Raw genomic sequence first — 26,345 nt, 5'->3', positions numbered from 1 at the left:
TCCCCATTTTACCCCCATTCGGGATAAGAATTAGTTAATTCTTATCCCGAATTCGCGTATTTTGCACTCATTAAATTGAGGATAAGCTACTTAAAAATTCACTTTAACCTTCAAACTACCTTGGTGACCAATATATTTGCTGGCAATGTTAACATTATAGATAATACCACATTCCATCATATTATATTTCGCAGTGAAACCAGTACCAACAGTGAAGAAGGTCTTAACAGGTTTAACTGATTTAGTCGGTAATGGTTCATTTATCCCATCTAACCTTGCATCAATAATTGGTGCTTTTCCTTTGAAGTCATGATTAACGTAACCATGCAATTCTGGTATTAACAATACTTTGTTAGCCTTCAGGGTTGCCGCAGTTCTTAACCCCAAAATACCTTCAAATTTATTGTACGACCTTTTCTTAACAACTAGGTTTTGGAATTTTGTACCAGTTTCCGTATAGCCAGCATCCTTAAATTGCGAATATCTGAACCCAATTGTTGGGGTAATCATTAACTTTTCAGAAGCTATATAATTATACCCTGTAAGTAATTGACCACTATAAGAGATAGATTTATACTTAGCAGCCGCAGTCTCTAGAGCAGTAACATTTCTCTTCGTTGTGGCGATTAGGCGTCCTTCTGAGTTCTTAACCCTAGTTATACCATATGATGCTATAGCTTCAGTAAACCAATTATTGGTAAGATTATATAAACTATATAAGGAGAAGATATTAGTCTTACCGTTAGTTTTATCACCAATTTTCTTATCCTGATGAGACATTTGTGTGTTAATTCGGCTATAAGCTGCACCAAGTAGCAGGTTATCATTTACTAAACCATCAAATCCAACTATTCCACCAGCTGATTTCGATTTATAACCACTAACTCCTTTATACGTTTCTTGGCAAGCAGTACCATAGAATGGACTACCCCATACTCCATACCTTAGCGTATCATCATCACCAGAGCCTATAGCTGATGTAGCATTTTCAGAGTCTACAGCTGATGCAGCATTTTGCATAGGTACTGAATTTCCCATCCTTGTTGCAGTAATTTGGGTATCAGCTTGAGCAATCAATCCTCCAATTATTTCAGATGTTGGATTTCTTACAAGGCTCTCTCCTATTGGATGTTCATTACCAGGCAATATTCTATCCATCGCTTGAAGGGCATGCTCTCTATCCATCCGACCTATATTGTTCATGAACTGAGCAGCAGAACTATTACGATCTGTTACATTATTCAACTGTGTATAAAATTCCCGATCTTCCTGTGGTAGGGATGTATCAGCAATTTCTTTAGCTGTAACTTCCTTAGAAATGTCAGTTATATATAGTGTTAGATCGCTAGAATCCATGGACCACTGTACAAAACGGTTTTGTTCACCAGTTGGGTCAAGCTTAATTTTACTATGATCAATTGCAACAAGACCATTACCATTAACTGACGAAATCACAACATATTTAGCCCCCTCCTTAGGAATTTTGTTAATATCAGTCTGAGCTTTCACTTTTATAGTCAGCTCGTCTGCTTTCGATAAATCCAATTTACTACCTGTCTGAACCTCTATATTACCACCTGCTCCACTTGATGTGTCGTAGGCAGTAACTAGTTCTATCTTTCCTGTCAGCTGTGCCTGACCAGTATATTTTAATTGATTAGCTGCAAGATCTACGGTAAAATCTTTAGCTGCTAAATTACCAGTTATAGAGGCTGTTTTAGGTAATATAATTATCTTAGCTTGATCTGCTTTAATATTAGCAAAGTTAATATTTTGTTCTAATATTACATACTTATTTGCAGCAAAATTTACTTCTTTCCCATCAGCAGTTTGTTTAAACCAAACATTATCGGCAAACGTTACCTTACCACCAGTAATTTTGGCATCAACCAGTACTGCCTTATCAAATTTTGCAATACCTTCATTTTTTATTTCATCCGAAACAATTTGTGTACTATAGGCAAAACTTTTCAATGATCTTGACAGGCTAGACCCATCTACAGTGGAGTTTGGCACAGATATAGTTCTGTTTGTAGTACCAGCAAAAGTTGCAGTCTTATCACTAGCAATTGTTATTTGCTTAGAATAAACATCACCTTTTACCGTAGCATTATTAGCAAAGGTTACATCAGACAATCTTAATTTATCTGTTCCTAAATTATAAGCAAAGCTTCTATCCGAGTTGAAAACTACTTTACCAGTATTATCAGTTTTAGTTGATATATCGGAATAGACACCACTATTAATAGTAATTTTATGATCACCCAGTAATTTAATAGATTTTAACCTGTTATTCTCTGACCCAATATCTTGTATTTCAGTGGTAAAATCTGCAGCTAATGCAAGAGTATGAACATTATTACCATTAGTCCTAATACCACCTACAGTACTTGTCCCTTCTAAAGTTAAAGTTGCCTCTTTACTAGCATTAGAGAAGTTAATATAATTCGCTGAAACTGCTTGGGTAATCTTTACATCTGCTCCCGCTATGTCTAGAGTATATACTGCATTAGTAGCACCTATTGCACTATTAACGGTTATAGCTTCAGCATTACTAAATTGAACCGTACCTTTGCCAGCTAGCTCTCCCTTAATATTACGAGTCGTCACGCTGTTAGCAAACTTAGCAGTTGCTTCATTAGATATTATGATGTCCTGATCATTAGCAGTTTGAACTGTGTTACTAAAGATATTAGTACCAGCTTGGACTTTTATAGTACCAACAGGATTTTTTGCCGTTCCAACTACACCAGTAACTCTACTGTTGCCTTTGAATATTAAACCAACTGCAGCTCCTCCTGTTGAGTTAATAGAACCTTCTAAATTAAAGTTATTAGCAAAAGTTAAATTACCAACACCATTACCTTGAATTTCAGTAATATTATGATTGACACCTGCTAATCTTACCTCACCTGCCCCAGCTCTTAACATCTTTAATTTAGTAATCGAACCTGTTACTTCACCAATTCCTAGGAATACTAATGTTCCCTTAGCATCACCAGTACCAGTACTAGTTACACTACCATTGATTCTCTTACCAGCTTCCAAACTAACTGTACCATCATGATTTTGGAAATCTACATTACCTGTAATATTACCAACGGTAAGTACAGTATTTGTAGCAAATAAAATATTGCTATTAACATCACCCAATGTTAGTTCATTTACATTTAATTCTATATTTTTGCTATGAATGGTAATCTGCCGAGTGTTAAATTTACCAGCACCAGAAAAAATTACCTTTTTTAGGTTATTAACAGCAGTACCTAAATGCCTACCTGCTCCAGCAATCGTCAATGTGTTTCCAGCCATAGCAGAATGAAGCTCAACTATACCCTTACCATCAGCACCAGCACCTGGATTTAGATCGTTTCGCAAAGTTATAGTTTTATTTGCAGCAGCACTATTCCGTAAGGTTAACTGAGCATCTGCATGGTCAAAAACAATCTGATTAGCAGCATGAGCATTTAAATTAAAATCAATGTGTTCTGCATCAAGTATATAAGTTGCTGGACCGATACCAGCACCAAAACCATCATCTGCCCCAATATGAATATTGGCAATCTGTGCAGAGGTAGTACTTTCATCGGTAAATCTTGCCCCTTTCATAATGTTCAACGCGTCCGTTTCATGGACATCAAGTCCATTAGCAACACCTCCTGCGATAGTGACTGGACCTTTAATTTGCAATTCCTTTAGCTCTTGACCAGCTGTACCAAGGCTTTTTCCGCCGACAGATTGCACAGTTAATAGTACCCCATTACCCTCCATTAACACGATTCCTTCATTACCACCTCCTCCTAGTAAGTTATTCGCAAAGGTTATGGTATTATTAACAGCATTTGATGAATATAAATGCAAAACCGAATCTGCGTCCAAGAAATTAATAGTTTGATCAACAGCAACAAGAGCAGCAGGATCATTAACTCGACCAAGAAGATTAACATTACCATTTGAAGCATCTATTTTTAGAGTGTGAGGAGCAGGAGCAATAGTACCTATATTTATGGTTTTAATCTTTCCAATCTGTGCATTTGTGGCTGTAAGGTCAGCATGAACATTTAAAGTACCATGATCACCATTTGCTATTGTTGAGTCGAAATCATAAGGTCCAGCAACACCGTTAAATGTCAGTATCCCATCATTAACAGCATCAAAAGTAACTCCTCCTGCAAAATTACCACCAATTGTTACAGCATGACCAGCAGCATTACCAAAGTGAAGATCATTAGTATAGACATTTCCTTTTAATCTAGTAATACCACCAGTATTAATTAGAGCAATACGCTTATCATTAGCAGGATTATCAACATCAATAGTACCAATATTCCCAGTTACTTCACCCTCTCCATCGAAGGTTAATGTTCCTTCACCATTTCTAGCCGTAGTGATAACACCAGTGACTTTCTTGGCATTTTCCAGCTTAATTATACCATTATAACCTTTGAAATGCACATTACCAGTAATATCATCATGGGCATGTAACGTAGCAGCTTGATTAAAAGTAAAAGTTTCAGCACTAGCTGCTTGCCGTAAGTGTACCTCACCAGCTCCATTGAAATTAACCTCTGCTAAAGCATGACCATCACCAATAGTGCCAGTTACTCCACCACTTCCCTCGAAGGTTAATACTCCTTCACCATCACCAACCGTAGTAACGACATTACCAGTGATTGTATGACCAGCCGTCAATTTAAGTATAGAAGCTGCATCGGTAAGGTTAGTATTCTCAGCATAAACATTACCATTTAATGTCACTTCTCCATTGCCTATGTTTATATTTTCTAAAGCAGCACCATCAACACCGATATTCCCAATTACCCTACCAGCTCCTAGGAAGGTTAATGTCCCCCTGTTATTTCGACCAACAGCGTTTAATATGTTACCATTGATTGTACTACCACCACCCACTTTAAGTATAGAAGTTGCACGGGTAAACTTAATTTCACCAGCATAAACATCACCATTTAATGTAACTGTTGCACCACCCCCTCTTGGTCCTACATTACCTATATTCACTGTCAGTAATCTATGATCATCCGCACCAATTGCCCCAACACTACCACTTGTTACGAAGGTTAATACGCCCTGCTGATGCACAGCAGTCGAGACATTGCCGACAGCTATATCCTCATTATTAAAAGAACGAACTATAAGAGTTGATCCTACACCACCAAGCTCTACATTACCTAAACCGGTATAGGTATTGGGGTCTGCATTGAAGCCATGATTATCCTTAGCAGCTGGAGTACCAGTTAAAGTTGCGGTGTGGCCAGCTACTATCTTTATAGTTAACGTATTAGCACCACCAACATTACGCACTATAGAACCGATTGACAGATTTTCATTAACTGTAAGATCGCCGGGCTGGTGGTTAACTAAGTTGATAGCTGTAATAATAGCATCTGGTCTGTTAGCATTAAGTATAAAATTACCACCATAGGTAAATGCCTCGTTATCCTGAGGTGCATCAACAAAAGCACCTGGATTGACAGGCAAACCATTCTGATCAATTTCATTCCAATGATTTTGACCTCCAGCTGCAGTATCAGTCAACGCCGCATTGTCTATCATCAAAACAGCATCAGGAACAGCCCCACCAAATGCCACACTACTACTGCCTAGGCTAGCTACAATCGAGGCGATTGCACTACTAGCCAGCAAATTTTTAAAGAATTTTTGTTTTTTTGCCATCATTTCACCATATCTATAATTAAAAAAAATAATTCATGTCTATATCCCTGCCATCATTATGTCACTAGGGTAGTTTAAAAGTCCTAACTAATGATAGAAAATTTGTTTTTTAAAATGCATAAATGTCTATTAGCGAGGAGCGTTGTCAGCCCTAAACCGTCATTGCGAGCGAACGTACGTGAGTGCGGCAATCCATGAAGCTTGTCATATGGATATGGATTGCTTCGTCGACCTACGGTCTCCTCGCTAATAGACGTTTGTTGAACTTTCGACAGTTGTGCCACTTTGTGGCTCGCGATGACAACTATTTGTTTTTATAACTTAGTATTTTCTATCATTAGTTATGACTTTTAAACTGCCCTGCGTAGGCAGCGGTCTAAAATAAGTTGATTTTCTGTTGATTTTACACTAAAGTTGCAGAAAGACAACCCCAAAAAAACTCTTTTTGTAACTAATTCACCTTACGCGTGGCATTTATAAAGTCATAGGAAAAACAGCCTAGCGTCATTGCGAGGAGACCGTAGGTCGACGAAGCAATCCATATAACAAGCTTCATGGATTGCCACGCTCACGTACGTTCGCTCGCTAATAGACGGTTTAAGCCTTACAATAGTACTTCGCTAATAGACGGTTTTTTAACTTTCAACAGTTATGGGTTGAAGACCAGCAAGGTGATAAATATATTGTTGAAATAGAACGATTAAAAGCAAAAGTATAATTTTTATTATTTAATACCATTTTGCTATTAGTGCTAGCATATATTTAGGATATTATACTAAACATGGAATAAATAATAATAAAAAGTTTTGTATGATAGATAATGCTAAAATAGAAAATATAGACTTTGGTAATGCATTATCAGAGCGTTACCTCTCTTATGCCTTATCAACAATTATGTCAAGATCCTTGCCTGACGTTCGTGATGGGTTAAAACCAGTGCATCGCAGATTATTGTACGGCATGCTCCAATTAAGGTTAGACCCAACCTCTGCCTATAAGAAATGTGCAAGAGTTGTCGGTGATGTAATGGGTAAATATCACCCACATAGTGACGTTGCAGTGTATGATACATTAGTACGTCTTGCACAAAATTTTTCTCTCAGATATCCACTAATTGATGGACAAGGAAATTTTGGTTCTATTGATGGAGATAACGCAGCAGCTATGCGTTATACAGAATCAAGAATGACAGAAATTTGTACCTTATTAATGTCAGATATAGATCAAGATACTGTTGATTTTCGGGCTACATATGATGATTCCGATACCGAACCAGTAGTTATGCCCGCTATGTTTCCTAATTTACTGGCTAATGGTTCAGAAGGTATAGCAGTTGGAATGGCAACCAGTATACCACCACATAATTTACATGAATTATGTGATGCACTAATACATTTAATTGACCATCCTCAATCAAATGTTAACGATATTTTGCAATTTGTTAAAGGTCCTGACTTTCCAACGGGTGGAATAATTGTTAATAGAATCGATTCAATCCATCAAGCCTATAGCGTAGGGCGTGGTAGCTTTAGAGTAAGAGCAAGATGGGCAAAGGAAGACCTAAGTTATGGTTTATATCAGATAGTAATTACTGAAATACCTTATCAAGTACAAAAATCTAAACTTATCGAACAAATAGCTGTATTGTTAAAAGACAAAAAAATTCCTTTAATAAGCAATATTAGAGATGAATCTACAGAAGATATAAGATTAATTATTGAACCTAGGGATCGTAATTGTGATCCTAATGTAATTATGGAGTCATTATTCAAACTGACAGTTTTAGAGAATAGAATTCAGCTTAATATGAATGTTATAGGTTCAAATAATATTCCTAAAGTAGCTAATATACTGGAAATATTGCAGGAATTTTTATTACACCGACAAAATATTATTACTCGCAGATCTAAATTTCTTATTGGCAAAATTGAACATAGGTTGGAAGTTCTCAAAGGTCTAAGGATAGCTTACTTAAATTTGGATGAAATAATTAAAATTATTCGTGAAGAAGATGAGCCTAAACAAGTAATGATAGCTAAGTTTGGTTTAACTGATGTGCAAGTTGAAGCAATTCTTAATACAAGATTGCGATCTTTAAGAAAATTGGAAGAACAAGAAATTATTAACGAGCATAATCTACTCGAAAAAGAGCATGCACATTTACAGAAAATTCTACAAGATCCGAGTGAATTAAAAAAGATAGTTAAGAAAGAAGTTAAAATGGTACAAACAAAGTTTGGTTTTAGCACTAAATTGGGGTTACGCCGAACTAGTTTTGAAGAAGCTAATATTGTTGCTCAAATTGTTGATATTTCAGCTTTCATAGCCAAAGAACCTCTTACCATAATATGTTCCAAGATGGGGTGGATTCGCTCTTTAAAAGGTCATAGTAACGATTTATCAACTGTTAAATATAAGGAAGGAGACGCAGAAAATTTTATTCTAGAAGGCTATACTACTGACAAAATTCTTATATTAAGTGCAGCGGGGCGTTTTTTCACTATCCTAGCCGATAATATATTTAAAGGCAAAGGCAATGGAGAATCTATAAAATTGATGATAGATATAGGTAATGAAGAAATAGTAAGCATGTTGGTCTATAGGCCTACCCAAAAACTTTTATTGGCAAGTAGTATTGGTAAAGGGTTTATTATTGATGCAGATGAGGTAGTAGCACAAACTAAACTCGGTAAGCAAATTATGCAAATTCCTGCAAATCATTCCTGTATTGCTTGTGTGCCTGTAGAAGGTGATTGTATAGCTTGTATAGGTGAGAACCGGAAACTACTAGTATTTAAACTAGACGAAATACCAATAATGAAACGAGGACAAGGGGTAATTCTACAAAAGTTCAAAAATGCTAAACTTATGGATGTCAAGATATTTGATAGTAGTTTAGGGCTAAGCTGGAAAGTAGGAGAAAAGATTAGGGTAGAGAAAGATCTTTTACCATTTCTTGGACGACGAGGTTCGGTTGGTAAAATCCCTCCTAGTGGATTCCCTAGAAATAATAAATTTTCTTAAGATAAAGATATATGAATAATTCCTCTAATTATATTAATAGACCTCTTGCAAAACTAGAGATGAATACTACGAAAAAAAGCTCTAATAGCTCAGTTATGGACTATATCCTACTCATGAAACCACGAGTTATGGCACTTGTGGTATTTACTAGCTTTTCTGGTCTATGGCTTGCTCCATACCCCATCCATCCATTTATAGCTTGCATCGCTATGCTCTGTATTACACTTGGAGCTGGTAGTAGTGCAGCTATTAACATGTGGTATGACAGAGATATTGATGCGATAATGAAACGTACACAAAACAGACCTCTAGTTATTGGGGTTATAGAACCACAGGATGCTTTAGCTTTTGGCGTGGTTGTGGGGTTCTTTTCAGTTTTTTTGATGGGACTTTGTGTTAATCTACTATCTGCTTTATTATTACTAATAACCATATTGTATTATGTCTTCATTTATACCATGTGGCTAAAACGTTCAACAATGCAAAATATAGTTATTGGAGGGGTTGCAGGTGCATTGCCTCCTATGATTGGCTGGGCAACAGTAACTAATGAGATTTCACTTTTCTCCTTTTCTTTATTTATGATTATTCTAACCTGGACACCACCACACTCGTGGGCATTAGCAATTTTTCGCTCAGAAGACTACAAAAATTGTGGTGTCCCGATGATGCCGGTGGTAAAGGGAGAATATTATACCAAAAAGCAAATTCTTGCCTATAGTATAATTATGGTTATTACTACATTTACGCCCTTTTTTTTAGGAATAAGTAATTTTGTATATTTAGTAACTGCATTTATACTGGGTCTAATTTTTTTATACTATGCCACCTCTCTGTTTAGTGATAAAGATCATAAACAAGCTAAAAAACTATTTGCCTACTCGATATTTTATCTTTTTAGTATTTTTTTAATATTGGACTTCTCTCGAAACTAGCCGCTTGTGGATAGCAACAGAACAATTTAAAAGCCGGGCTGTTTGTTTAAACAGCCCAATTTTAAAATTACCCTGAGCAGCTATCCCTCCTACCTCAAAAGCTGTTAATGGCTTTGAAGTAGGAGGAATAAATTATGGGACTTTATTCACTACTTAAGAGTAGCCTTAATAATCGTTAATAGCACACATACCGAGGAGGTCGTAAGTAGAGTCTTCAGTAGGGGGATAAGGAAACTGCGTAGGATACATATTGAGACCACTACTTTGGTATGCTGTTTTCATATTCTGCAATAATGCTTGATCGTCTTTTATAACAGAAAAAGCCTTTGAATATAACATATAGCTTTTATATTCATGCCTTAACTCCGGTTTGCATGCTAACTGTTGTAATTGCTTAGCAATCTCTTGTCTTTTAGCAACATCTGTATATGGATAACAATCTAGAGCTTGTGCAATCTGAAATGCTTTAGGGGAAGATAAACAAACCTTAGCTAAGCAATCCCTTTCTTTAGCACTATATCCATCTTGAGCAACATTCTTGGATACTGTAATCGTATTAGTATCAAGTATATTGTTACCGTGTTCATTTTTAGCAAAAAGACGCATAATAGCTTTATTATAAATTTGTTCAGCTTCTAGTTCATTTAAAGGAAAAAAAACTCTAGCTAAATTTAGCAAAACTATCTTATTATCGGTAGCTTGCCATATATTTGGATCAGCGTCAAGAGCCTTTTTACAAACTATTCTTGCTTCCTCCATTTTATTTGAAGAAAAAAGAACGTCAGCAAGAAGCACCAAAATTTTAGGATCATCAATAGTTTCATGTATAGCAGGCTCTTTTGTAATAGCTTCATTCAAAAGTTTTTTAGCTTTGTCTTTAGTAGTGTTATATTTTGAATCTTGCCAATTAAGCGACGGAATCAAATGAGCTAACTTAGTTAACTCAGCTAAAACCTTTGAGTCAAGAGGAGTAACGACCTTAACTACGGGAGCTTTGGGGGCTGTGGGAGTTGTGGGGGCATTTTTACCAATGTCCAAATATGAATAATTACTTATATCGGCAATGTTATACGGTGAAATGCTGCTATACGCTGGTGGAGGTGAAAGAGTAGAAGATTCACCGGCTTCATCTACTTTAGTATCTTTTGTAGGTGAAGCTTTAGCTTTAATTGTCTCTAATTTAGCATTGAATTCAGCGTTAGCTTTCTCTAATTCAGCTTTTAATTCAGCTTTGTATTTAGCTTCAAGTTTCTCTATCTGTTCCTGATGTTCAGCACGAGTTAGAGCCGTCTCTAACTTATTGGAAGCTTTTTCAAGTTGCTCTTGAAGTTTTTCAACGTCTTTTTCAGCTTTCTTTACCTCAGGTCTTACAACTGGAGCTGCAGATGCCGTAGCAACTGTTGGATTTGGGTTGTGCTTTGAAGCATAGGTAGCAGCTGTGTCAGCAAGTTTTGTCTCTTCAGCTTTGTTAAACTTCTCTTGCAATGTTTTAAAGATATTATAAGTCTCTTGACGTTGTATAGGATTATATTTATCTGATTTGTCTTTAAGATACTGAAAAGCTTCCTTTGTATCTTTTATTGTACTAGCGTATAGCTCAAATATTTGGAAATTGTTGCTATTTTCATTCAAATACTTCATTTTTGCACGAGCTTGGTCATATTCTCCAGCCTCAATTAGTGACTGAACGTCTGTTTCGACCTCTTTTAATAACTTATCGCATTGTGAAGAAATGCTTGGTACTTTTGTTTGTACATCTTTATCAAGATTTTTATATATCTTTACCCATATTTCTAGTCCTATTATAGATTTATCTCTATCAGGACTATACCTGTTATACGCATGTAATAAATATTTATTATGTTCTGTAAACTCACCTGCTCGGAAGGCACTAATAGCTAGACCGTGGTATATTCCAAACAATAGTGAGTCTTTTTGTTCCTTTTCTAGAGAAAACTTAGGGGTTTTGATATCGTCATGTAATTTTTTATATTCCTTCTGAGCCTTACTATAATTGAATTGATCGAGATCCATACCGATCTTTTGTACATCACCATATTCTTTATTTAAAGCTCCAAGCCGTACTTGAGCAGATTTAAAATTGGCCTCTAAAATAGGATCAGTACCAGTACTAGTATCATTACTAATACTCCTTAGAAAAGCTCCAAGCATATCTTGTAAAGATTTAAATCTAGCCTCTAAAACAGGATCAGTACTAGTATCATTACCATTAGTTCTTAGGATAGAGTTCCTACTTAGACTAGCACTCTTATTTGGACTAACACTCTTATCTGGACTAGATTTCTTAAACTTAAACATAATACCCTCCTAGTATACTTATTGTTTTATTATTTAATCAGTTAGATTTTATATTATCTAAACCTGCTGTACAACTTTAGTTGTACTACACACATAGCTGTCATCCGAGCTACGGTGGGAATGACAGCGTTTGTACTACTGGTACTCCAGTATTACAACTTTAGTATGTAGAAATAGGCTCTTGCATAACTTCATTCTTGTAAGGTAATCTTATTGTCAAAATTAAGTAAGGAATTATACATATCTTGTTCCACTTATACTCCTTACTTAATTTTTTTTCAAAACTTCCTCTTTCATAATTTAGCGATACAAGACGTCTTCAGTAGATTAAGACAGGTTTATAGCCAGTAATCAAGTAATATCAAATAACATCATGAAAATTATATTAACAACCCTAATAAATAGTAACTTTTTTGTAACTTATGATATTTTTGCAAATACTTCAAGTTTTTCAGTATAGTTAACCTCAACTATTGATGTAAGACATCGGTTTAATAGCTCCGATGTCATCAACTGTTGAAAGTTAGAAGAGGAAGCGGTTTTAATATAAGGAAAAATGCATTCTTAAAGCGGCTAACGCGAATGCATTTTAAACCTTTCTAAAGCTAGAAACATGATTTTAATCTTTTAAAATCATGTTTTTATTTTAGCAAAATGGATTGCCACGCTCACATACGTTCGCTCGCAATGACGCTGTAGTATAGGTATTTGTAAACTTTCGACAGTTGTGCGTTAGATGCCGTGGCGATCTTGTGAAGTAAGGGTTGCTACTTCGAAGGATTGCCACGTCGGCGATTCCATCGCCTCCTCGCTAATAGACGGTTAAGGAAAAGCTTGATTATCGAGTTCTACACCTGATTGTTAAAATATAATACTCCATTCAATATGTGATTTTAATTATTAAAATCACATATTGAATGATGAAAAAAGTTAAAATGCACCCGCAGAATTGCTTCAAGAGTGCATTTTTCCTTATGACAAAGCCAGTTCTATAGAAGAATTAATAATTCTTCTAACAAACTGTTCTAATAGTTTGTTTATGTTTTTACATAATGCGTAGCATTTTGTTTGGTGCTTATATTGAACTTAGGTTATTATAATATACTCTTCTGCTTTGAGGAATTGGTTTTTGCAAATAATTGCGGGGATTTCGCGTACTTATGTACTGCTTGCGTTCGCTCACCCTTGGTTAATATTATGGTTCAATTTGTTACCTTATCAGGCTTTTCAGAATATGAAGACACAATAAAGTTGATGGAAGATAAGGTTACAAGTTTAATCAATAAATCTTCACAAGAGATTGTTTATTTAGTTGAATATAAGGATATTTATACCGCAGGTACTAGTTTTAAGGCAAATGAATTGTTAAATCCTAGAGATATACCGGTAATTTATACTGGTAGGGGGGGGAAGTTTACCTACCACGGTAGTGGACAAAGAGTAATATATCCCATTCTTGATTTAGCCTCAGAACGAAGGCAAAAGGATTTAAAACTATATATTAAACTACTAGAAGAATGGATTATAAATAGCCTGTTATATTTTGGGATTAAAGCTTTTACTATAAGTGGTATAGTGGGGATATGGGTAAAAGAAAACGGTGTACCCGCAAAGATTGCATCAATAGGTATTAGAGTTAAAAAATGGGTTACATATCATGGTGTTGCTGTAAATATTTCAACAAATCTTGATATGTTCTCCGGAATTATTGCTTGTGGTTTGAGAGATATGCCTGTGACCTCGTTTAAGAAACTTGGTATTGATATAACGTTAGATCAGTTTGATGAAGTTATTAAGGATAAAGTCTTTGAGGTTTTTTAAAATATTCAGTATACCCCTATGAGTTCAATTTATCATATACTTGATAAGATTCCTGCTATTTATCCTGAGGACATGCAAATAGAATATGAACAATTAGCTCAGCAATTAATCAAATCAGGAAAACTTAGGATAGATACCGATAATAGTTGTAATTTTGCAAGATTTTCTGATCCAAAGTTCAATATTAGTTTGATGATAAGTAAAGAGGAAATAACCGAGCCAAATTTAATTGAACAAACTAATCAGTTATTAAGATCTCTATACAAATCTTCTATATCAGATAAAAAACTGGCATCGATTTATACAGATTTGAAAAAACAAATTCAGAAATTACAACCAGTTGACCAATCCGTTACTGAAAAATTAACAAGGCTTTTTGTTCAGTCAGCCCATCCTATAGTTATTAGGTGGTTATTGCATGATAAGGTTCAGGTATTTATTACTTATTCCCATAATATCGGTGATATGATGGATATAGTTGATTGGCAACGTTCGGGTTCTAATAGTGGTATGCAAAGTACTGACGGTAAGAATGTAGCAGTCTTTGTTTCCTGCGATGGAAATCCATTTGCTGAAAATGATAAAAATCACCCAACTTATGGTGATGGATGGGCAGCAGCTGCTAGATTGCAAATTATAGCTGGGCAAGAACTTGGGCATTTTGCTGATATTAAAAGAGATGCAAGTGGTAGTCAAATTAGTCGTCATTCAGCAAATTTTTTTGGAACAAAAGCAACCCCCCATGTAAGACAGGCTAGAATAGATGATATTATTAATTGTGATAAACTATTAGCCAAGCTTCTCTCTATAGGGATGAGGCAAATGATTACTTATGAAGAAAAGGTAAAATTTTATAATAAAAACAAGATACGGGGTATAAGGGCTTATTGGGCAAGATTACTTGGCTTTATATATAAACAGAAATTTTTATTTTCCGTTAATAGAAGAAAATTGTTTTTTATTAAGAGATTCATAAAAGAGCAATATATGGGGCTGATGATTAGAGCTATGATTGAAGATATGAAGTTTAATTTAGCACCAGTCGCAGATGTTTATAAAAATAGTGACCCTGAGATCGAAGAAACAATTGCCTGTATAGAAGCTCTAGCAAGAGTACCCCAACAGGTGATGAAATGGGGATATTTAACGACTATGGCAACAATGCAAGGATTATATAAAGTATATTATTCCGAAGTTATACCTTCCTTAATTTCTAACTATGTATTAATGACTAAGCAAAGCTATAAACGTGATATGTCAAAGCCAAGATATCTAACTAATTTTTTTCGTAAAATAAACATATTTAGTAAAAAAAAATTAATATTTAAACAAATCAGAGAAGTATAATTAGCTTTAAAAAGGTTTAAAATGCATTCGCAAAACCACTTTAAGAATGCATTTTTCCTTTCCATGATATTTTCAAAAAACAATTCGTAGGAGCAGAAGAGTATAATCAAGTTTTTTTAAATAGCCCTTCTATAGCCTATAATGTAGAACTTCTTATCTTAAAACTTTTTCTATGATAAGGCGAAAGACCGTGAAGGCTTATAGCATTTAGATGTTCTTTAGTACCATAACCGGAGTTTTTGTGCCACATATATTCCGGAAATTCTTTGGCATATTCAAGCATTAAGCGATCTCTAGTAACTTTCGCAATAATAGATGCTGCTCCAATAGAAATTGATAAATTATCGCCATTTATTATACTAATAAATCTTGGATCGTGAAATTTCATATTACCATCTATTAATACCGTATCCGGTTTAACAGCAAGATTTGCTACTGATATAGTACAAGCTTTTTTAGTTGCTTCAAGGATATTAATTATATCTATCTCATCGTGATGCACTATACCAACAGACCAAATATAATTTTGGGTTATTTGTTTATATAACAACTCCCTCATTGTTTTAGTAAGTTTTTTAGAATCTTTGATACCGTGTATGATTTTTGTTTGATCAATGATAACAGATGCAGCTACTACAGGACCAACTAGCGGTCCTCTGCCGGCTTCATCTACTCCAGCTACTAATCCTGAATATTTTTGTTCTAATTTAAACATCATGCCTCCCATAAAAATGACACTCTATGTACTTCCGCCTTATATATAGTTCTTCATCATCGCTATCATCTATTGTTACTGTAGTAACAGACATTATGAACTCAAAATAAAAAAATCAGGTTACTTAAAATGCTTAAATTGACACCCATGAGTTACGGCTACGGCGGGGATCTACCGTCCCTTATCTTTATTAGAATGCTTTGTGTTAGAAGGGGTGGTATTAGGTTTAATAGTACTACTACCATCTCCCATAGATATATCGTTTTTATTGAGAGTCTTTCTCAGACGGTGATATATTTGAGATCCGGCTGTACCCTCAAGTTTGCTTAATATCTTTTCTAATGCAGTCTTACTAGTTTGCAATCCATCACTTCTATTTGCTTTATCAATAGCTTGGATTGTCCCAGCACCATTTTCAATAAAAGCCTCTTTCTGTTCCTCAGGTGATTTAACAAATGATTTAATATAATGCCTCAGTTTTGCACCTAAATCTGTAATGGTTCTGACATGCATTGGATCAGCTGGTGAAAATTCCAATGCCGAATACATTTTTTCTGTACCAGCTCCTATAGTTGCAATTGTATCAATTTGTTCAGTTTTCTGTAAGGATTTATGTGGAAACTCTTCTATCAATGTATCCATTTGTTTAGCTTGTTGACCGAATTTATCTAAATTAGGTTGTCCTTTAACATATTCGGCAGAATATCCTTTAGCAAGTTCACCATGAGCATTAAGGGTGGTGCTAATATTGCCTTTAAATTCACCAAATTTTTGGCTAGTAGCTTCAACAGTTTGTGAAAGTACATTTGTTGTGTCATCATTCAACGACACCTGTATTTTTACTTCTTTCTCTATTCCCATGCTTTCCATAGCTTCAGCAAGTTCAGGAGTATATTTCGAATCAAAGCTAAAGTTGAGTAGACTTTTGAATCTATCTATATCCTGTACAAAGCCTTCCTTTGGTTCACCAACAATATTAGCTATATCTGATTTAAACTTCTCTAACTTGGGCATAAAAATATCTTTAATTAATGTTAGCAATCACTAAAAACTCTTGCAGTTACCCTGCCATCTTTTTTTATTATTTGTTTTAATTGTACATTCGTGCTGATTACAAAATATCATTATTACTTCAAACTCTCTTAGAAATTCTTTAGTAATAGTAATTTTGTTACCTTTACATTGGTTTCTACTCGACATGTTAATATATATATCGACATTTTTACATATTTTATTTGGAGCAATTGGCTTATAGTTTATCAAAATTGTGTATCCATCGGAAGTAAAAATATTTTTTTCTATAGGGAATATTTTAGCATCCTGTTGACCAAACCAGTTGGTCCAATATATACGTTTAAACTCTGGTATCTCATTCACATAAATGTCAAGTTCACCATTGTTATTTTTTATACCAATAGCATTTAAATTTATATCAAATATGAAATTAGGTTTAGGAGAATTTAGCATTAAGATTACAGATATAATCATTATAATCAGACCTAAGAAATGCCACTTTGTTCTCCATAAACAAGTCCAAAAAAATCCAAATAAGAAAGTAATTAAACTAATTTTGGTTATATAACCAAAATACCATACTGATAATGGTAAGGTATTAGTAAATTTCACTGCTGCAATAATTATATCAATGAAAAAACCTATTAATTTTAAACAATATTGATCTATACCAAATATCATTAAGAATAATGAGATAATAGATAACGGCATCAGAAAGAAAGACATTATAGGTACAGCAATAAGGTTCATGGGAATAGAATAAGTAGGAAATGTATAAAATTGGTTTATTACTACAGGAGCAGTTACTATGCTTGCAAGGAAGCTTGAATAAATATTAGAGGCAATATAAAATTTTATGGAAGAAAATATCCCCTTGCTTTTACCTAAAATCCATTGATTTCTTATATAAAATTCGTAACCAGCAGTTAGCGATAATACTGCCACAAAAGATAATTGGAAGCTTGGATGAAATATATATTCGGGATTTACCGATAATATTATGAAAGCTGCAATCGCGAGCGATCTTAGGGGATAGGGCTTCCGTCCTATCATAACTGCATAAATAAAAATTGCCGTCATAATGAATGCCCTTGTGGCAGCAATTTGCATGCCACTTAGCTCCAAATAACCATAACTGCCTATTAAAGAACAAATTGCTGCAATTGACTTTATGTTGTAATTATAAGCAATATAATTTGATAGATTTAATAAGAATCTTGCTGATATGAAAAACAGCATAGCTACCAATGACAAATGTAAACCGGAGACGCAAAGTATGTGAGATATACCGCTTTGTCTCATTTCTTTCATTAATTTTCTATCGATGGCTTTTGTTTCTCCTAGTAATATTGCTGCGGCGAAATTACCTTTAATAGAACCAAGTATTTGGATTAGGCGGCTGTAAATATTTTTTTTAATTTTATAGATAAAACTATTAGTGTAGAGATTACTATGTGCTATAATTTGGGGGGGTGATAGCGCATAGCCAGTGGCGTTGATATCTGCCAAATATGCATAAAAGCCAAAGTCATAGCCACCTGGTAGAATACTACTTTGAGGCTTATAAAGCTGAGCCACTAGGTTAATGCTATCGTTAATATTAATTTCTTGAGCATATTTTGCTGGCATGCTTATCCTAACTTTCTCTAAAACCTGATTAGACCTATTAAGTTTTTGAATTTTGACCTGATGTAAGATAATTTGCATACCATGAGTGGTCGGTTTCATCGATTCTATAGTGCCACCTATTTGTGAAATTATCGGCTTTTTAATACCAACAACATGTAAATTTGATATACGATATTTGCCCACTAACATACCGCATGAAAAAGCAATAATTATGCCCGAAATAAATCGCCCAAATATGTTATTTCTTAAGATTATTAGTGATAAAGAAATTGTGAAAATAGCTAGAATAGATATAAAGGAAGGTTCGTTACTTAAAGTAAAATAAATAACGATACCATAAATGAAACTAACGAAATACCAAAGGCTGAGATTGTGATATTCCTGTTCTAAAATGCTTTTGGCAAGCTTAAAAATTAATTTATAATCTCTTAGGGTCATTCATCTAACAGTAGGTTTTTATTTAAAATAAGCTACTATTAGATGTAATTCAAGAAATCTATTCCCTCATTTCACCATGAATATATAAATCATGAGCTACCTGATAAAAACTACTATCTCCCCACAATTTCTGTAATTTTTGTTTGTATAGGAAGATAACACATATTTGGACTATAACATTTTAATCCAAAATTGAAAAATCTTTAGTGCGAACTGATACCAGAAACATCGAGATCACCTACAACATTCACAGAATCATCATTATTAGATGATTCCCCATCAGAGTTTTTTGTATGAGAGAATTCCTCCGACGATTCATATACTTTATTAGAAATTCTATCAAAATATCCTATTTGTATATACTCTTCAACTTGTGTATTATGCTGCCAGACAGCTTCATTATATTGAATTATATCCTCATAATCTAAATTATCATCCCATGTTGGCTTTTGCTCTTTGATCAAGGTAACGATATCCTTAATTATATACTCCTTATCCTTCATTATATACTCCTTATTTAATTTGATTGTTTTAAATATTTCATATGCTTGCTCAACTTAAGCACTAATAATATTTAGTGACAAATTATATATAATTTATTCCAAATGTCAACATAATAATTGTTGTAATTCAACAATTCTCTTTACACTACGTGGTAAGTATGCAGCGGAAGATAACCAAAAAGTAGCACAAAATATCTATTCCCTCATTTCACCCTGAATATATAAATCATAAGCTATCTGATAAAAACTAATAGCTTCTTCTACTAAGTTAGGAATATTCTCAGTCTCTATTTTATCTTTACCAACTAATTTATAAGTTTTTGGCTGTCCCTGTGGGCTTAAGATAACTAAGTGATTATCTTTCATAAAACCAAGCAATTGGTAAGTGCTGATAAATGCTCTTTTTGCCGGTATGTTTAACATATCTTGACCGAAAAACTTACTATTATAGGAAAAGTTTAATAATCCCAAAATAGTAGGAGCAATGTCAATTTGACTTGCTAAACTATCAATTATCTGTGGTTTTAATATATTAGGAGCGTATATTAATAGAGGTATGTGATATTTATTAATCGGTAAATCAGTTTTGCCAGCACTTGATGCACAATGATCAGCAGTGATAACAAAGATAGTATTATTAAACCAAGGGCGAGTTTTTGCTAATTCAAGAAACTTACCAATAGCATAGTCAGTATATTTAACAGCTGCATTACGTCCACTACCAGACGCTAGATCAATTCTACCTTCGGTGAAAGTATAAGGACGATGGTTAGAGGTAGTCATAATTAATGAGAAAAAAGCTTTGCCTTCCTTATAATTTTGATCAGCTAACTCTAGTGATTTTATTAATATATCCTCGTCAGCTACTCCCCAAATATTAGAGAAACTTATTTCATTTGATTTTAGATTACCTCGATCAACTATATTATAACCATTACCATGAAAATAATTTTGCAAATTATCAATGTAACTATAGCCACCGTTTATGAAGTTAATAACATAACCTGCATTCTTAAAAATAGTAGCTATATTAAATAGCGATTGGTTATCAGGTCTACGGATAATGGAAGAACCAGGAGTTGGTGGTACTGATAAAGTAATAGCTTCCAAACCTCTTACTGTTCTAGTGCCTACTGCATATAGATTGGTAAAAAATATGCTTTCATCAGCTAATCTATCTAAATTTGGAGTAATATTTTGTTGATTGCCAAATTTACCCATGAATTCACTACTAAGACTCTCCACAGTAATAAAAATAATATTATGTTTTTTATTATTAGAAGAATTAGCTTTGATATAACGTGCTATAGTAGAATCATCTAAGTATAGTTCTTTGTTTTTTGATAAACTAGTGCGAACAGTATCTAAAGCTTGTTTTTTATCAACTACTGGATAAAATTTATTATAATCTAAGCTATTATTAAGATAGGCAGAGAAAAACTCATATGAACCGTTTTTAGCAAGTTCGATAGCATATTTATTAGAATTAAAAGCAATTTTATTAGGGTTATAGAAATTAAAAGCAACTAGGCTAAACAAAAATAGCATTATCACACAAAAAATATGTTTCTTGCCATTTAGAGTACTTGCTTGATTAATTATGTATTTTCTCAAGAAAAAAACAATTAATAGTGTAATAATTATAATGCCTAGTAATATTTCTATATAGGGCAAAGACTCTTTTACAGTACCAATGATTTCATGAGTGTAAATTAGATAATCTACAGCAATAAAATTAAATCTAACACCGAACTCATCCCAAAAAGTAATCTCTGCGATGGCAATAAATATTAGTAGTGCAATAGTACAAAAATAAGCGATAAAAGAGCAGCTTACATACAAAAATTTATACCGAGCCAATAACTTGTAGAAGCCAATGATAACAAGCGAAATTACTGGTAAAAAATAACAAAGAGATATTAGATCATTAAATGTACCAATAACAAAAATTGACACTAGATCAGATATGGTTATTTGTTGTTGCCATAAAGCATATGAGCTTAATAGAATACGAGTAATAAACTGAAATATTAGGTAAATTCTAACAATAGGAAAATGAAACAGTATTTTTATCATATATATCTAAATTAACGTCATTGCGAGGAGGTCGTAAGGTCACAACTGTTGAAAGTTAAAAAATCGTCTATTAGTGAAGTGTTGTTATAAGGCTTAAGCCGTCTATTAGCGAGCGAACGTATGTGAGCGTGGCAATCCATGAAGCTTGTCAATTGCTTCGTCGACCTACGGTCTTCTCGCTAATAGACGGTTTATTTCTTTCCTTTAAAGGGACGATTTTAACTTATCTCCCTAGCTATTAGTCTTCCTATTACCATAAATGTCAAGAAAAACTTATGGGTAATAGTAAGCTGCTTACGCAGGGATTGACACCCTAGGCTATTAAACCGATGTCTTATACCAATTCCCGAGATTAATTTCTTTTGGTAATTTGTACGTGATACCGGTACTCAAATCCTCACGTACGTCTTTGTACGCTGCGGTTTTGTGCTTCCTTTGTCTCCTTCAAATTCCTCAGAATAAATTAATTTTGGGAATTGGTATTACATCAACACTTGAGGTTAGGTAGCGAAATTTCAACCAATAAACCACCTAAAATTTTACTATCCTGCAAGGATATTGTTCCATTATGATCAATGATTATTTCTTTAGTAATAGCAAGACCAAGTCCAACATTACCTGAATTATTAAGTGGGCGTGACTTATCTGAACGATAAAATGCTTTAAACACTAATAATTTCTCTGCATCCTTTATGCCAATACCATTATCTTCAATTTTTATTATGGCATTAGTAGAACTAGAATATACAGTAATTCTTATTTTTGTAGAATATTTTATAGCATTACTTATTACGTTAGATATTGCACGTTCAAAGTTGATAGGCTTGATTTGTGCTATTATCTGCTCTGTTGCAAGCAGCTCAATATTGGCAACAGACCATTTATTTATGATAGTAGACAGCCAAGAAGATAACTCAATTATTTGAGCTTCTTCACCATTTTCACCCTTAGCAAAGTCAAGGTATGATTTTATCATTTGTTGCATGGTAAGTATATCTTCCTTAAGACCTTCTGTTTCTTCAGATTTGTTCATTAACTCCAGTTGTAATTTCATTCTAGTTAAAGGAGTACATAAATCATGTGAAATCATAGCTAACATTCTAGTTCTTTTAGTGATTTGTTTTTCAATTCGTTCTTTCATTTTAAGAAAAGCAATACCAGCCTTTTTAATTTCTTTTGCACCAGAAGGTTTAAATGTTGGTAATCTTGTAATTCCTTGTCCGAATTGATCAGCAGCATCTGCAAGAGTTAAAATGGAGTTAATTTGCTTTTTAGAGAAGATTAAGGAAACAGAAAGTAGTAAAATAGTTAAGAAGATTAACCATAGAACAAAAATGTAAGCAGTTGGATTCATCAATAATTTTGCGGGGAAAGTTATTTTTAGTAAACCATCGGTTAATTGGAGTAATACTTCAATTCTTTTTGAATCATTAATCTTTACTATATTTTTCTTATTAATTTTTACGTTAATAATATTTTTAAAAATCTCTAATTCTTCACTAATTCTAGGTTGTTTGCGTGGCAAGTTTAATTCTTGATGAAACTGATACGACAAATTTAAATAATTTGTCTCTGTTGTGTTTTTTTCTAATAGATTATTGTCGTTTTGTTCAAGAAGGGAAATAATTTCATTAGCAATAATATTGCTAGTATAATAAGAAACATTATACCAGTGACGATCATAGAACAAAAACACTGCTAGAATTTGTCCTATTAATGTTGGAACAATAATAATGAGAACAAATCTAGCCAGTAAAGTTTGTGGTATAAGTTTATGTATAAATAGCATAACCGCTATTCCGTATGGTTTTTAGATATTTTGGTTCTTTAGGGTCATCTTCAATCTTACTTCTTATTCTGACAATTTGTACGTCAATAGAACGAGGGCTAAGCCCTCCCATTATTTTTGACAACTCATCACGTTTCATTTCTTGTCCATTGTGTTTTAATAATACTTCTAGCAATTTTTGTTCTGTAGAACTCAATTGTACAGGTTGATTATTTTTTATAAATTCCTTTGATTCTAAATTATAATAATTATTGCCGAATCGCTTGATTTTATCTTGTTTTTTATAATTATTGTAGCTATTTAATAGGTTATTAATCCTGAGTAATAATTCTTTCGGTTCGAAAGGTTTGGTCAGATAATCAGATGCACCGGATTCTAATCCCTTGATACGATCACTTGGTTGTGATAGTGCAGTTAGCATAACAATTGGTATAAGGTTTTTACTTGATCTTATAGTATGGGCAAAATCAAGTCCTGTAACATTCGGCAACATAACGTCTAGAATAATTAAGTCATAGATAGAGGATTTTAATAGTTCCTCAGCTTCTTGGACAGAAGCTGCTGTTGATACTAAAAAGTCGTTTTTATACAAAAACTGTTTTAAAAGTTTTTGTATTCTAGTATCATCATCGACTACAAGAATGTGAGGCTTAGGGCTTTGCATAAATAAAATTTCGGTATTTATAAGTAGTGAAAATATATTAACTTAATAATGGAAGGTTGACAATGATAATAACACAAGAAAATATAATTGTAGAAGAGCGACCTAGAAACCTTAAACAATTATCAAGTTATATTTGGATTAATGGTAATTTTATTGCTTGGCAAGAAGCTAACATACATGTTCTTACTCATAGTTTACATTATTCTGGTGGAGTTTTTGAGGGAGAAAAAGCCTATGATGGAAAAATTTTTAAATTAGAAGAACATACACAGCGTTTGATAGAATCGGCACAAACTTTAGCTATGGAAATACCATATAGTTTTGAAGATATTATAAAAGCTCATCACTTACTTATAGAAAAAAATAATATTAAAGATGCGTATGTTCGTCCTTTAATTTGGTATGGTAGTGAATCTCTTAATCTAACTAATGTAAATTTATCGGTTAATTTATTAATTGCTGCTGTTCCATCAACTCCTAGACCTTCTGATGATTTAAGTTTGCATATTGCACGTTGGCGGAAATGCCATCCAAACTCACTACCGCCACAGTGTAAATCATCAGGACATTACAATATGATGATAGTATGCCAAAAAGAAGCTAAGTCTTTGGGTTATAGTGATGCAGTTCTATTAGATTGGCGAGGATTTATTGCTGAATGTACTACTACAAATATCTTTTTTGTAAAAGGAGAGCAATTATTTACACCGATAGCTGATAGTTTTTTAAATGGCATAACGCGTCAAACAGTTATAAAACTTGCTAAAGAGTTAAATCTTGAGGTCAAGGAAGAGTACATAACTCTAGATAGGTTAGGGGAGTTTAATGAATGTTTTATGACTGGTACAGCTGCAGAAGTTAAGGGGATTAAATCGATTAACCGTGGTGATCAAAATATTATCTTTGAAGATAGTAAAATTACTAATTTGTTAAAAAAAGAATATAATAGCTTAGTGCGTAAATAAATAGTGATATAATGGAATTGATGCGATGAACAATAATATATTTAAAGGTCTTATTACAGCCATTATAACCCCGTTTAAGGATAATAAATTAGATTTTGTTTCTTTGGAGAAAATACTTAACTATCAAATTGATAATAAAGTTGATGGAGTAGTGATTGCTGGTTCTACTGGTGAAGGGCCTAGCTTAAGTTTACAGGAATATCAATCTTTGTTAGAAATAGCTGTAGAAATTACTAAAAACCGTACCCAAATAATAGCAGGTTGTTCCGCTATTACTACCAGTATAGCCATAGATATGATAAAAATATGTACAAAAATTCCTGTTGATGGGCTTATGTGTAGTATTCCTTCTTACGTAAAACCCATGCAAGAAGGAATTTATTTACATTTTGAAGCTATACATAATGCTTCTATAGATAGGGCAAGTAATTTGCCCATAATGCTGTATTCAGTACCTAGTAGAACTGTGGTTGACTTTTCAGATGACACGATAGTTAGGCTCAGTAAACTACCACGTATTGTAGCTTTTAAAGATGCAGGTAATGATTTAGAACGTCCTTTGAGAATTAAGGCTGCTGTAAGCAAAGATTTTAACTTATTGTGTGGTAATGATGGAATAGCGTTATCTTATAATGCTCAATCAGAAGTAGGGTGCGTTTCTGTTGCCTCTAATATAGCACCTAGTTTGTGCAAGAAATTACAGGATAATTGTCATGCTGGTAATTATAAAGAAGCTCTGCGAATAGAGCAGCAGTTACTACCCTTATATAAAGCATTATTTGCAGAAACAAACCCTATACCAGTGAAATATGCAGCGTGCAGATTAGGATTATGTTCTAACGAGTTAAGGCTTCCTTTAACTTCAGCGTTGAAAGTTACTGAGGAAAAAGTAAATAAAGCTATGGACTATGTCGGAATATAAGAAAATAATAGCACAAAATAAAAAAGCATATTTCAATTACTTTATTGAAGAAAAAATTGAAGCTGGCATAATATTAACCGGGAGTGAAGTTAAATCGCTGCGTCAAGGAAAAGCTAGTATAGAAGATAGTCATGCAGAAAATTCTGCAAATGAAGTGTTTTTATATAATTGCCATATTGCGGAATATGACAAAGCTAACAGATTTAATCATTCGACTAGAAGGACTCGTAAGTTGCTTCTTAATTCTAGTGAAATAAAGAAAATAATTGGTAAAATTCGCCTAAAAGGCTACACTCTTGTTGCTCTTTCTTTATATTTCAATAAAAAAAATAAAGTAAAAGTTGAGTTAGGCATAGCAAAAGGTAAAAAATTACATGATAAAAGACAGTCTATTAAAGAACAAGATTGGAAGAGGGATCAGGGGCGGATTATGCGTGCGAAGTAGGATAAAATTGACTTCTTAGAGCCTAAAGCGCCCATTATACTTCCA

At 33.7% G+C, this 26,345-nt stretch carries 16 protein-coding genes; 7 read left to right on the top strand and 9 right to left on the bottom strand.

Annotated elements, in window-relative coordinates:
- Positions 1–90: 90 nt before the first annotated feature.
- The gene (locus AAGD53_RS00380) at positions 91–5,694 is read right to left on the bottom strand and encodes an autotransporter domain-containing protein (RefSeq protein WP_341762850.1); all 5,604 of its coding nucleotides are present in this window, start codon (positions 5,692–5,694) and stop codon (positions 91–93) included.
- 813 nt (positions 5,695–6,507) lie between these two features.
- Between AAGD53_RS00380 and parC the strand changes: the two genes are divergently transcribed.
- Together parC and cyoE are read left to right on the top strand one after the other, a co-directional pair.
- Entirely contained in the window at positions 6,508–8,718 is a 2,211-nt protein-coding gene (parC, locus tag AAGD53_RS00375; protein WP_341763367.1) for a DNA topoisomerase IV subunit A, read from the top strand.
- 59 nt (positions 8,719–8,777) lie between these two features.
- A complete protein-coding gene (cyoE, locus tag AAGD53_RS00370) occupies positions 8,778–9,653 on the top strand; it encodes a heme o synthase (protein WP_341763366.1) in 876 nt (291 codons plus the stop codon).
- A gap of 165 nt (positions 9,654–9,818) precedes the next feature.
- On the opposite strand, the gene AAGD53_RS00365 is transcribed toward cyoE, so the two are convergent.
- Complete coding sequence (locus AAGD53_RS00365) at positions 9,819–11,972, bottom strand: hypothetical protein (RefSeq protein ID WP_341762849.1); 2,154 nt, start codon at positions 11,970–11,972, stop codon at positions 9,819–9,821.
- A 1,197-nt stretch (positions 11,973–13,169) separates the two neighbouring features.
- Between AAGD53_RS00365 and lipB the strand changes: the two genes are divergently transcribed.
- A complete protein-coding gene (gene lipB, locus AAGD53_RS00360) occupies positions 13,170–13,793 on the top strand; it encodes a lipoyl(octanoyl) transferase LipB (RefSeq protein WP_341761903.1) in 624 nt (207 codons plus the stop codon).
- An 18-nt stretch (positions 13,794–13,811) separates the two neighbouring features.
- Entirely contained in the window at positions 13,812–15,140 is a 1,329-nt protein-coding gene (locus tag AAGD53_RS00355; RefSeq protein ID WP_341762848.1) for a DUF2748 family protein, read from the top strand.
- Positions 15,141–15,276: 136 nt separating this feature from the next.
- Here the strand turns inward: AAGD53_RS00355 and AAGD53_RS00350 are convergent, their stop codons facing one another.
- The 7 genes from AAGD53_RS00350 to AAGD53_RS00315 form a co-directional block, all read right to left on the bottom strand.
- Positions 15,277–15,867, bottom strand: coding sequence for a ribonuclease HII (locus AAGD53_RS00350; protein ID WP_341762847.1), 591 nt, complete (start codon positions 15,865–15,867; stop codon positions 15,277–15,279).
- 159 nt (positions 15,868–16,026) lie between these two features.
- Positions 16,027–16,869, bottom strand: coding sequence for a hypothetical protein (locus AAGD53_RS00345; protein ID WP_341762846.1), 843 nt, complete (start codon positions 16,867–16,869; stop codon positions 16,027–16,029).
- A 30-nt stretch (positions 16,870–16,899) separates the two neighbouring features.
- Positions 16,900–18,936: a ComEC/Rec2 family competence protein gene (locus AAGD53_RS00340; RefSeq protein WP_341762845.1), complete on the bottom strand. Its 2,037-nt coding sequence runs from the start codon at positions 18,934–18,936 to the stop codon at positions 16,900–16,902.
- Between the two features lie 203 nt (positions 18,937–19,139).
- Positions 19,140–19,439 (bottom strand): hypothetical protein, encoded by a 300-nt coding sequence (locus AAGD53_RS00335; protein WP_341762844.1) that lies wholly within the window; start codon positions 19,437–19,439, stop codon positions 19,140–19,142.
- Positions 19,440–19,634: 195 nt separating this feature from the next.
- Entirely contained in the window at positions 19,635–21,515 is a 1,881-nt protein-coding gene (locus AAGD53_RS00330; protein ID WP_341762843.1) for an LTA synthase family protein, read from the bottom strand.
- Between the two features lie 487 nt (positions 21,516–22,002).
- Entirely contained in the window at positions 22,003–23,304 is a 1,302-nt protein-coding gene (locus AAGD53_RS00320; RefSeq protein WP_341762842.1) for a sensor histidine kinase, read from the bottom strand.
- Complete coding sequence (locus AAGD53_RS00315) at positions 23,288–23,968, bottom strand: response regulator transcription factor (RefSeq protein ID WP_341762841.1); 681 nt, start codon at positions 23,966–23,968, stop codon at positions 23,288–23,290. The genes AAGD53_RS00320 and AAGD53_RS00315 overlap by 17 nt, the downstream gene beginning before the upstream one ends.
- Positions 23,969–24,030: 62 nt before the next feature.
- On the opposite strand from AAGD53_RS00315, the gene AAGD53_RS00310 reads away from it, so the two are divergent.
- Genes AAGD53_RS00310 through smpB form a run of 3 tightly spaced genes read left to right on the top strand, consistent with a single transcriptional unit; the run spans position 24,031 to position 26,300 of the window.
- A complete protein-coding gene (locus AAGD53_RS00310; protein WP_341762840.1) occupies positions 24,031–24,933 on the top strand; it encodes a branched-chain amino acid transaminase in 903 nt (300 codons plus the stop codon).
- Positions 24,934–24,958: 25 nt separating this feature from the next.
- Complete coding sequence (gene dapA / locus AAGD53_RS00305) at positions 24,959–25,855, top strand: 4-hydroxy-tetrahydrodipicolinate synthase (RefSeq protein ID WP_341762839.1); 897 nt, start codon at positions 24,959–24,961, stop codon at positions 25,853–25,855.
- A complete protein-coding gene (gene smpB, locus AAGD53_RS00300; protein ID WP_341758213.1) occupies positions 25,842–26,300 on the top strand; it encodes an SsrA-binding protein SmpB in 459 nt (152 codons plus the stop codon). The genes dapA and smpB overlap by 14 nt, the downstream gene beginning before the upstream one ends.
- Positions 26,301–26,345 lie beyond the last annotated feature (45 nt).

Origin of the sequence: Candidatus Tisiphia endosymbiont of Melanophora roralis, from assembly GCF_964026575.1 — a bacterium.
Taxonomy (GTDB): Bacteria; Pseudomonadota; Alphaproteobacteria; order Rickettsiales; family Rickettsiaceae; genus Tisiphia.
The sequence above is the reverse complement of the archived record's forward strand: the minus strand, read 5'-3'. Positions and strand labels throughout refer to the sequence as shown.

Excerpts from the sequence above, each read along its gene's own strand:
- AAGD53_RS00380 (WP_341762850.1), bottom strand. The coding sequence starts at position 5,694 with ATGGCAAAAAAACAAAAATTCTTTAAAAATTTGCTGGCTAGTAGTGCA.
- cyoE (WP_341763366.1), top strand. The coding sequence starts at position 8,778 with ATGAATACTACGAAAAAAAGCTCTAATAGCTCAGTTATGGACTATATC.
- AAGD53_RS00365 (WP_341762849.1), bottom strand. The coding sequence starts at position 11,972 with ATGTTTAAGTTTAAGAAATCTAGTCCAGATAAGAGTGTTAGTCCAAAT.
- lipB (WP_341761903.1), top strand. The coding sequence starts at position 13,170 with ATGGTTCAATTTGTTACCTTATCAGGCTTTTCAGAATATGAAGACACA.
- AAGD53_RS00355 (WP_341762848.1), top strand. The coding sequence starts at position 13,812 with ATGAGTTCAATTTATCATATACTTGATAAGATTCCTGCTATTTATCCT.
- AAGD53_RS00350 (WP_341762847.1), bottom strand. The coding sequence starts at position 15,867 with ATGGGAGGCATGATGTTTAAATTAGAACAAAAATATTCAGGATTAGTA.
- AAGD53_RS00345 (WP_341762846.1), bottom strand. The coding sequence starts at position 16,869 with ATGCCCAAGTTAGAGAAGTTTAAATCAGATATAGCTAATATTGTTGGT.
- AAGD53_RS00340 (WP_341762845.1), bottom strand. The coding sequence starts at position 18,936 with ATGACCCTAAGAGATTATAAATTAATTTTTAAGCTTGCCAAAAGCATT.
- AAGD53_RS00335 (WP_341762844.1), bottom strand. The coding sequence starts at position 19,439 with ATGAAGGATAAGGAGTATATAATTAAGGATATCGTTACCTTGATCAAA.
- AAGD53_RS00330 (WP_341762843.1), bottom strand. The coding sequence starts at position 21,515 with ATGATAAAAATACTGTTTCATTTTCCTATTGTTAGAATTTACCTAATA.
- AAGD53_RS00320 (WP_341762842.1), bottom strand. The coding sequence starts at position 23,304 with ATGCTATTTATACATAAACTTATACCACAAACTTTACTGGCTAGATTT.
- AAGD53_RS00315 (WP_341762841.1), bottom strand. The coding sequence starts at position 23,968 with ATGCAAAGCCCTAAGCCTCACATTCTTGTAGTCGATGATGATACTAGA.
- AAGD53_RS00310 (WP_341762840.1), top strand. The coding sequence starts at position 24,031 with ATGATAATAACACAAGAAAATATAATTGTAGAAGAGCGACCTAGAAAC.
- dapA (WP_341762839.1), top strand. The coding sequence starts at position 24,959 with ATGAACAATAATATATTTAAAGGTCTTATTACAGCCATTATAACCCCG.
- smpB (WP_341758213.1), top strand. The coding sequence starts at position 25,842 with ATGTCGGAATATAAGAAAATAATAGCACAAAATAAAAAAGCATATTTC.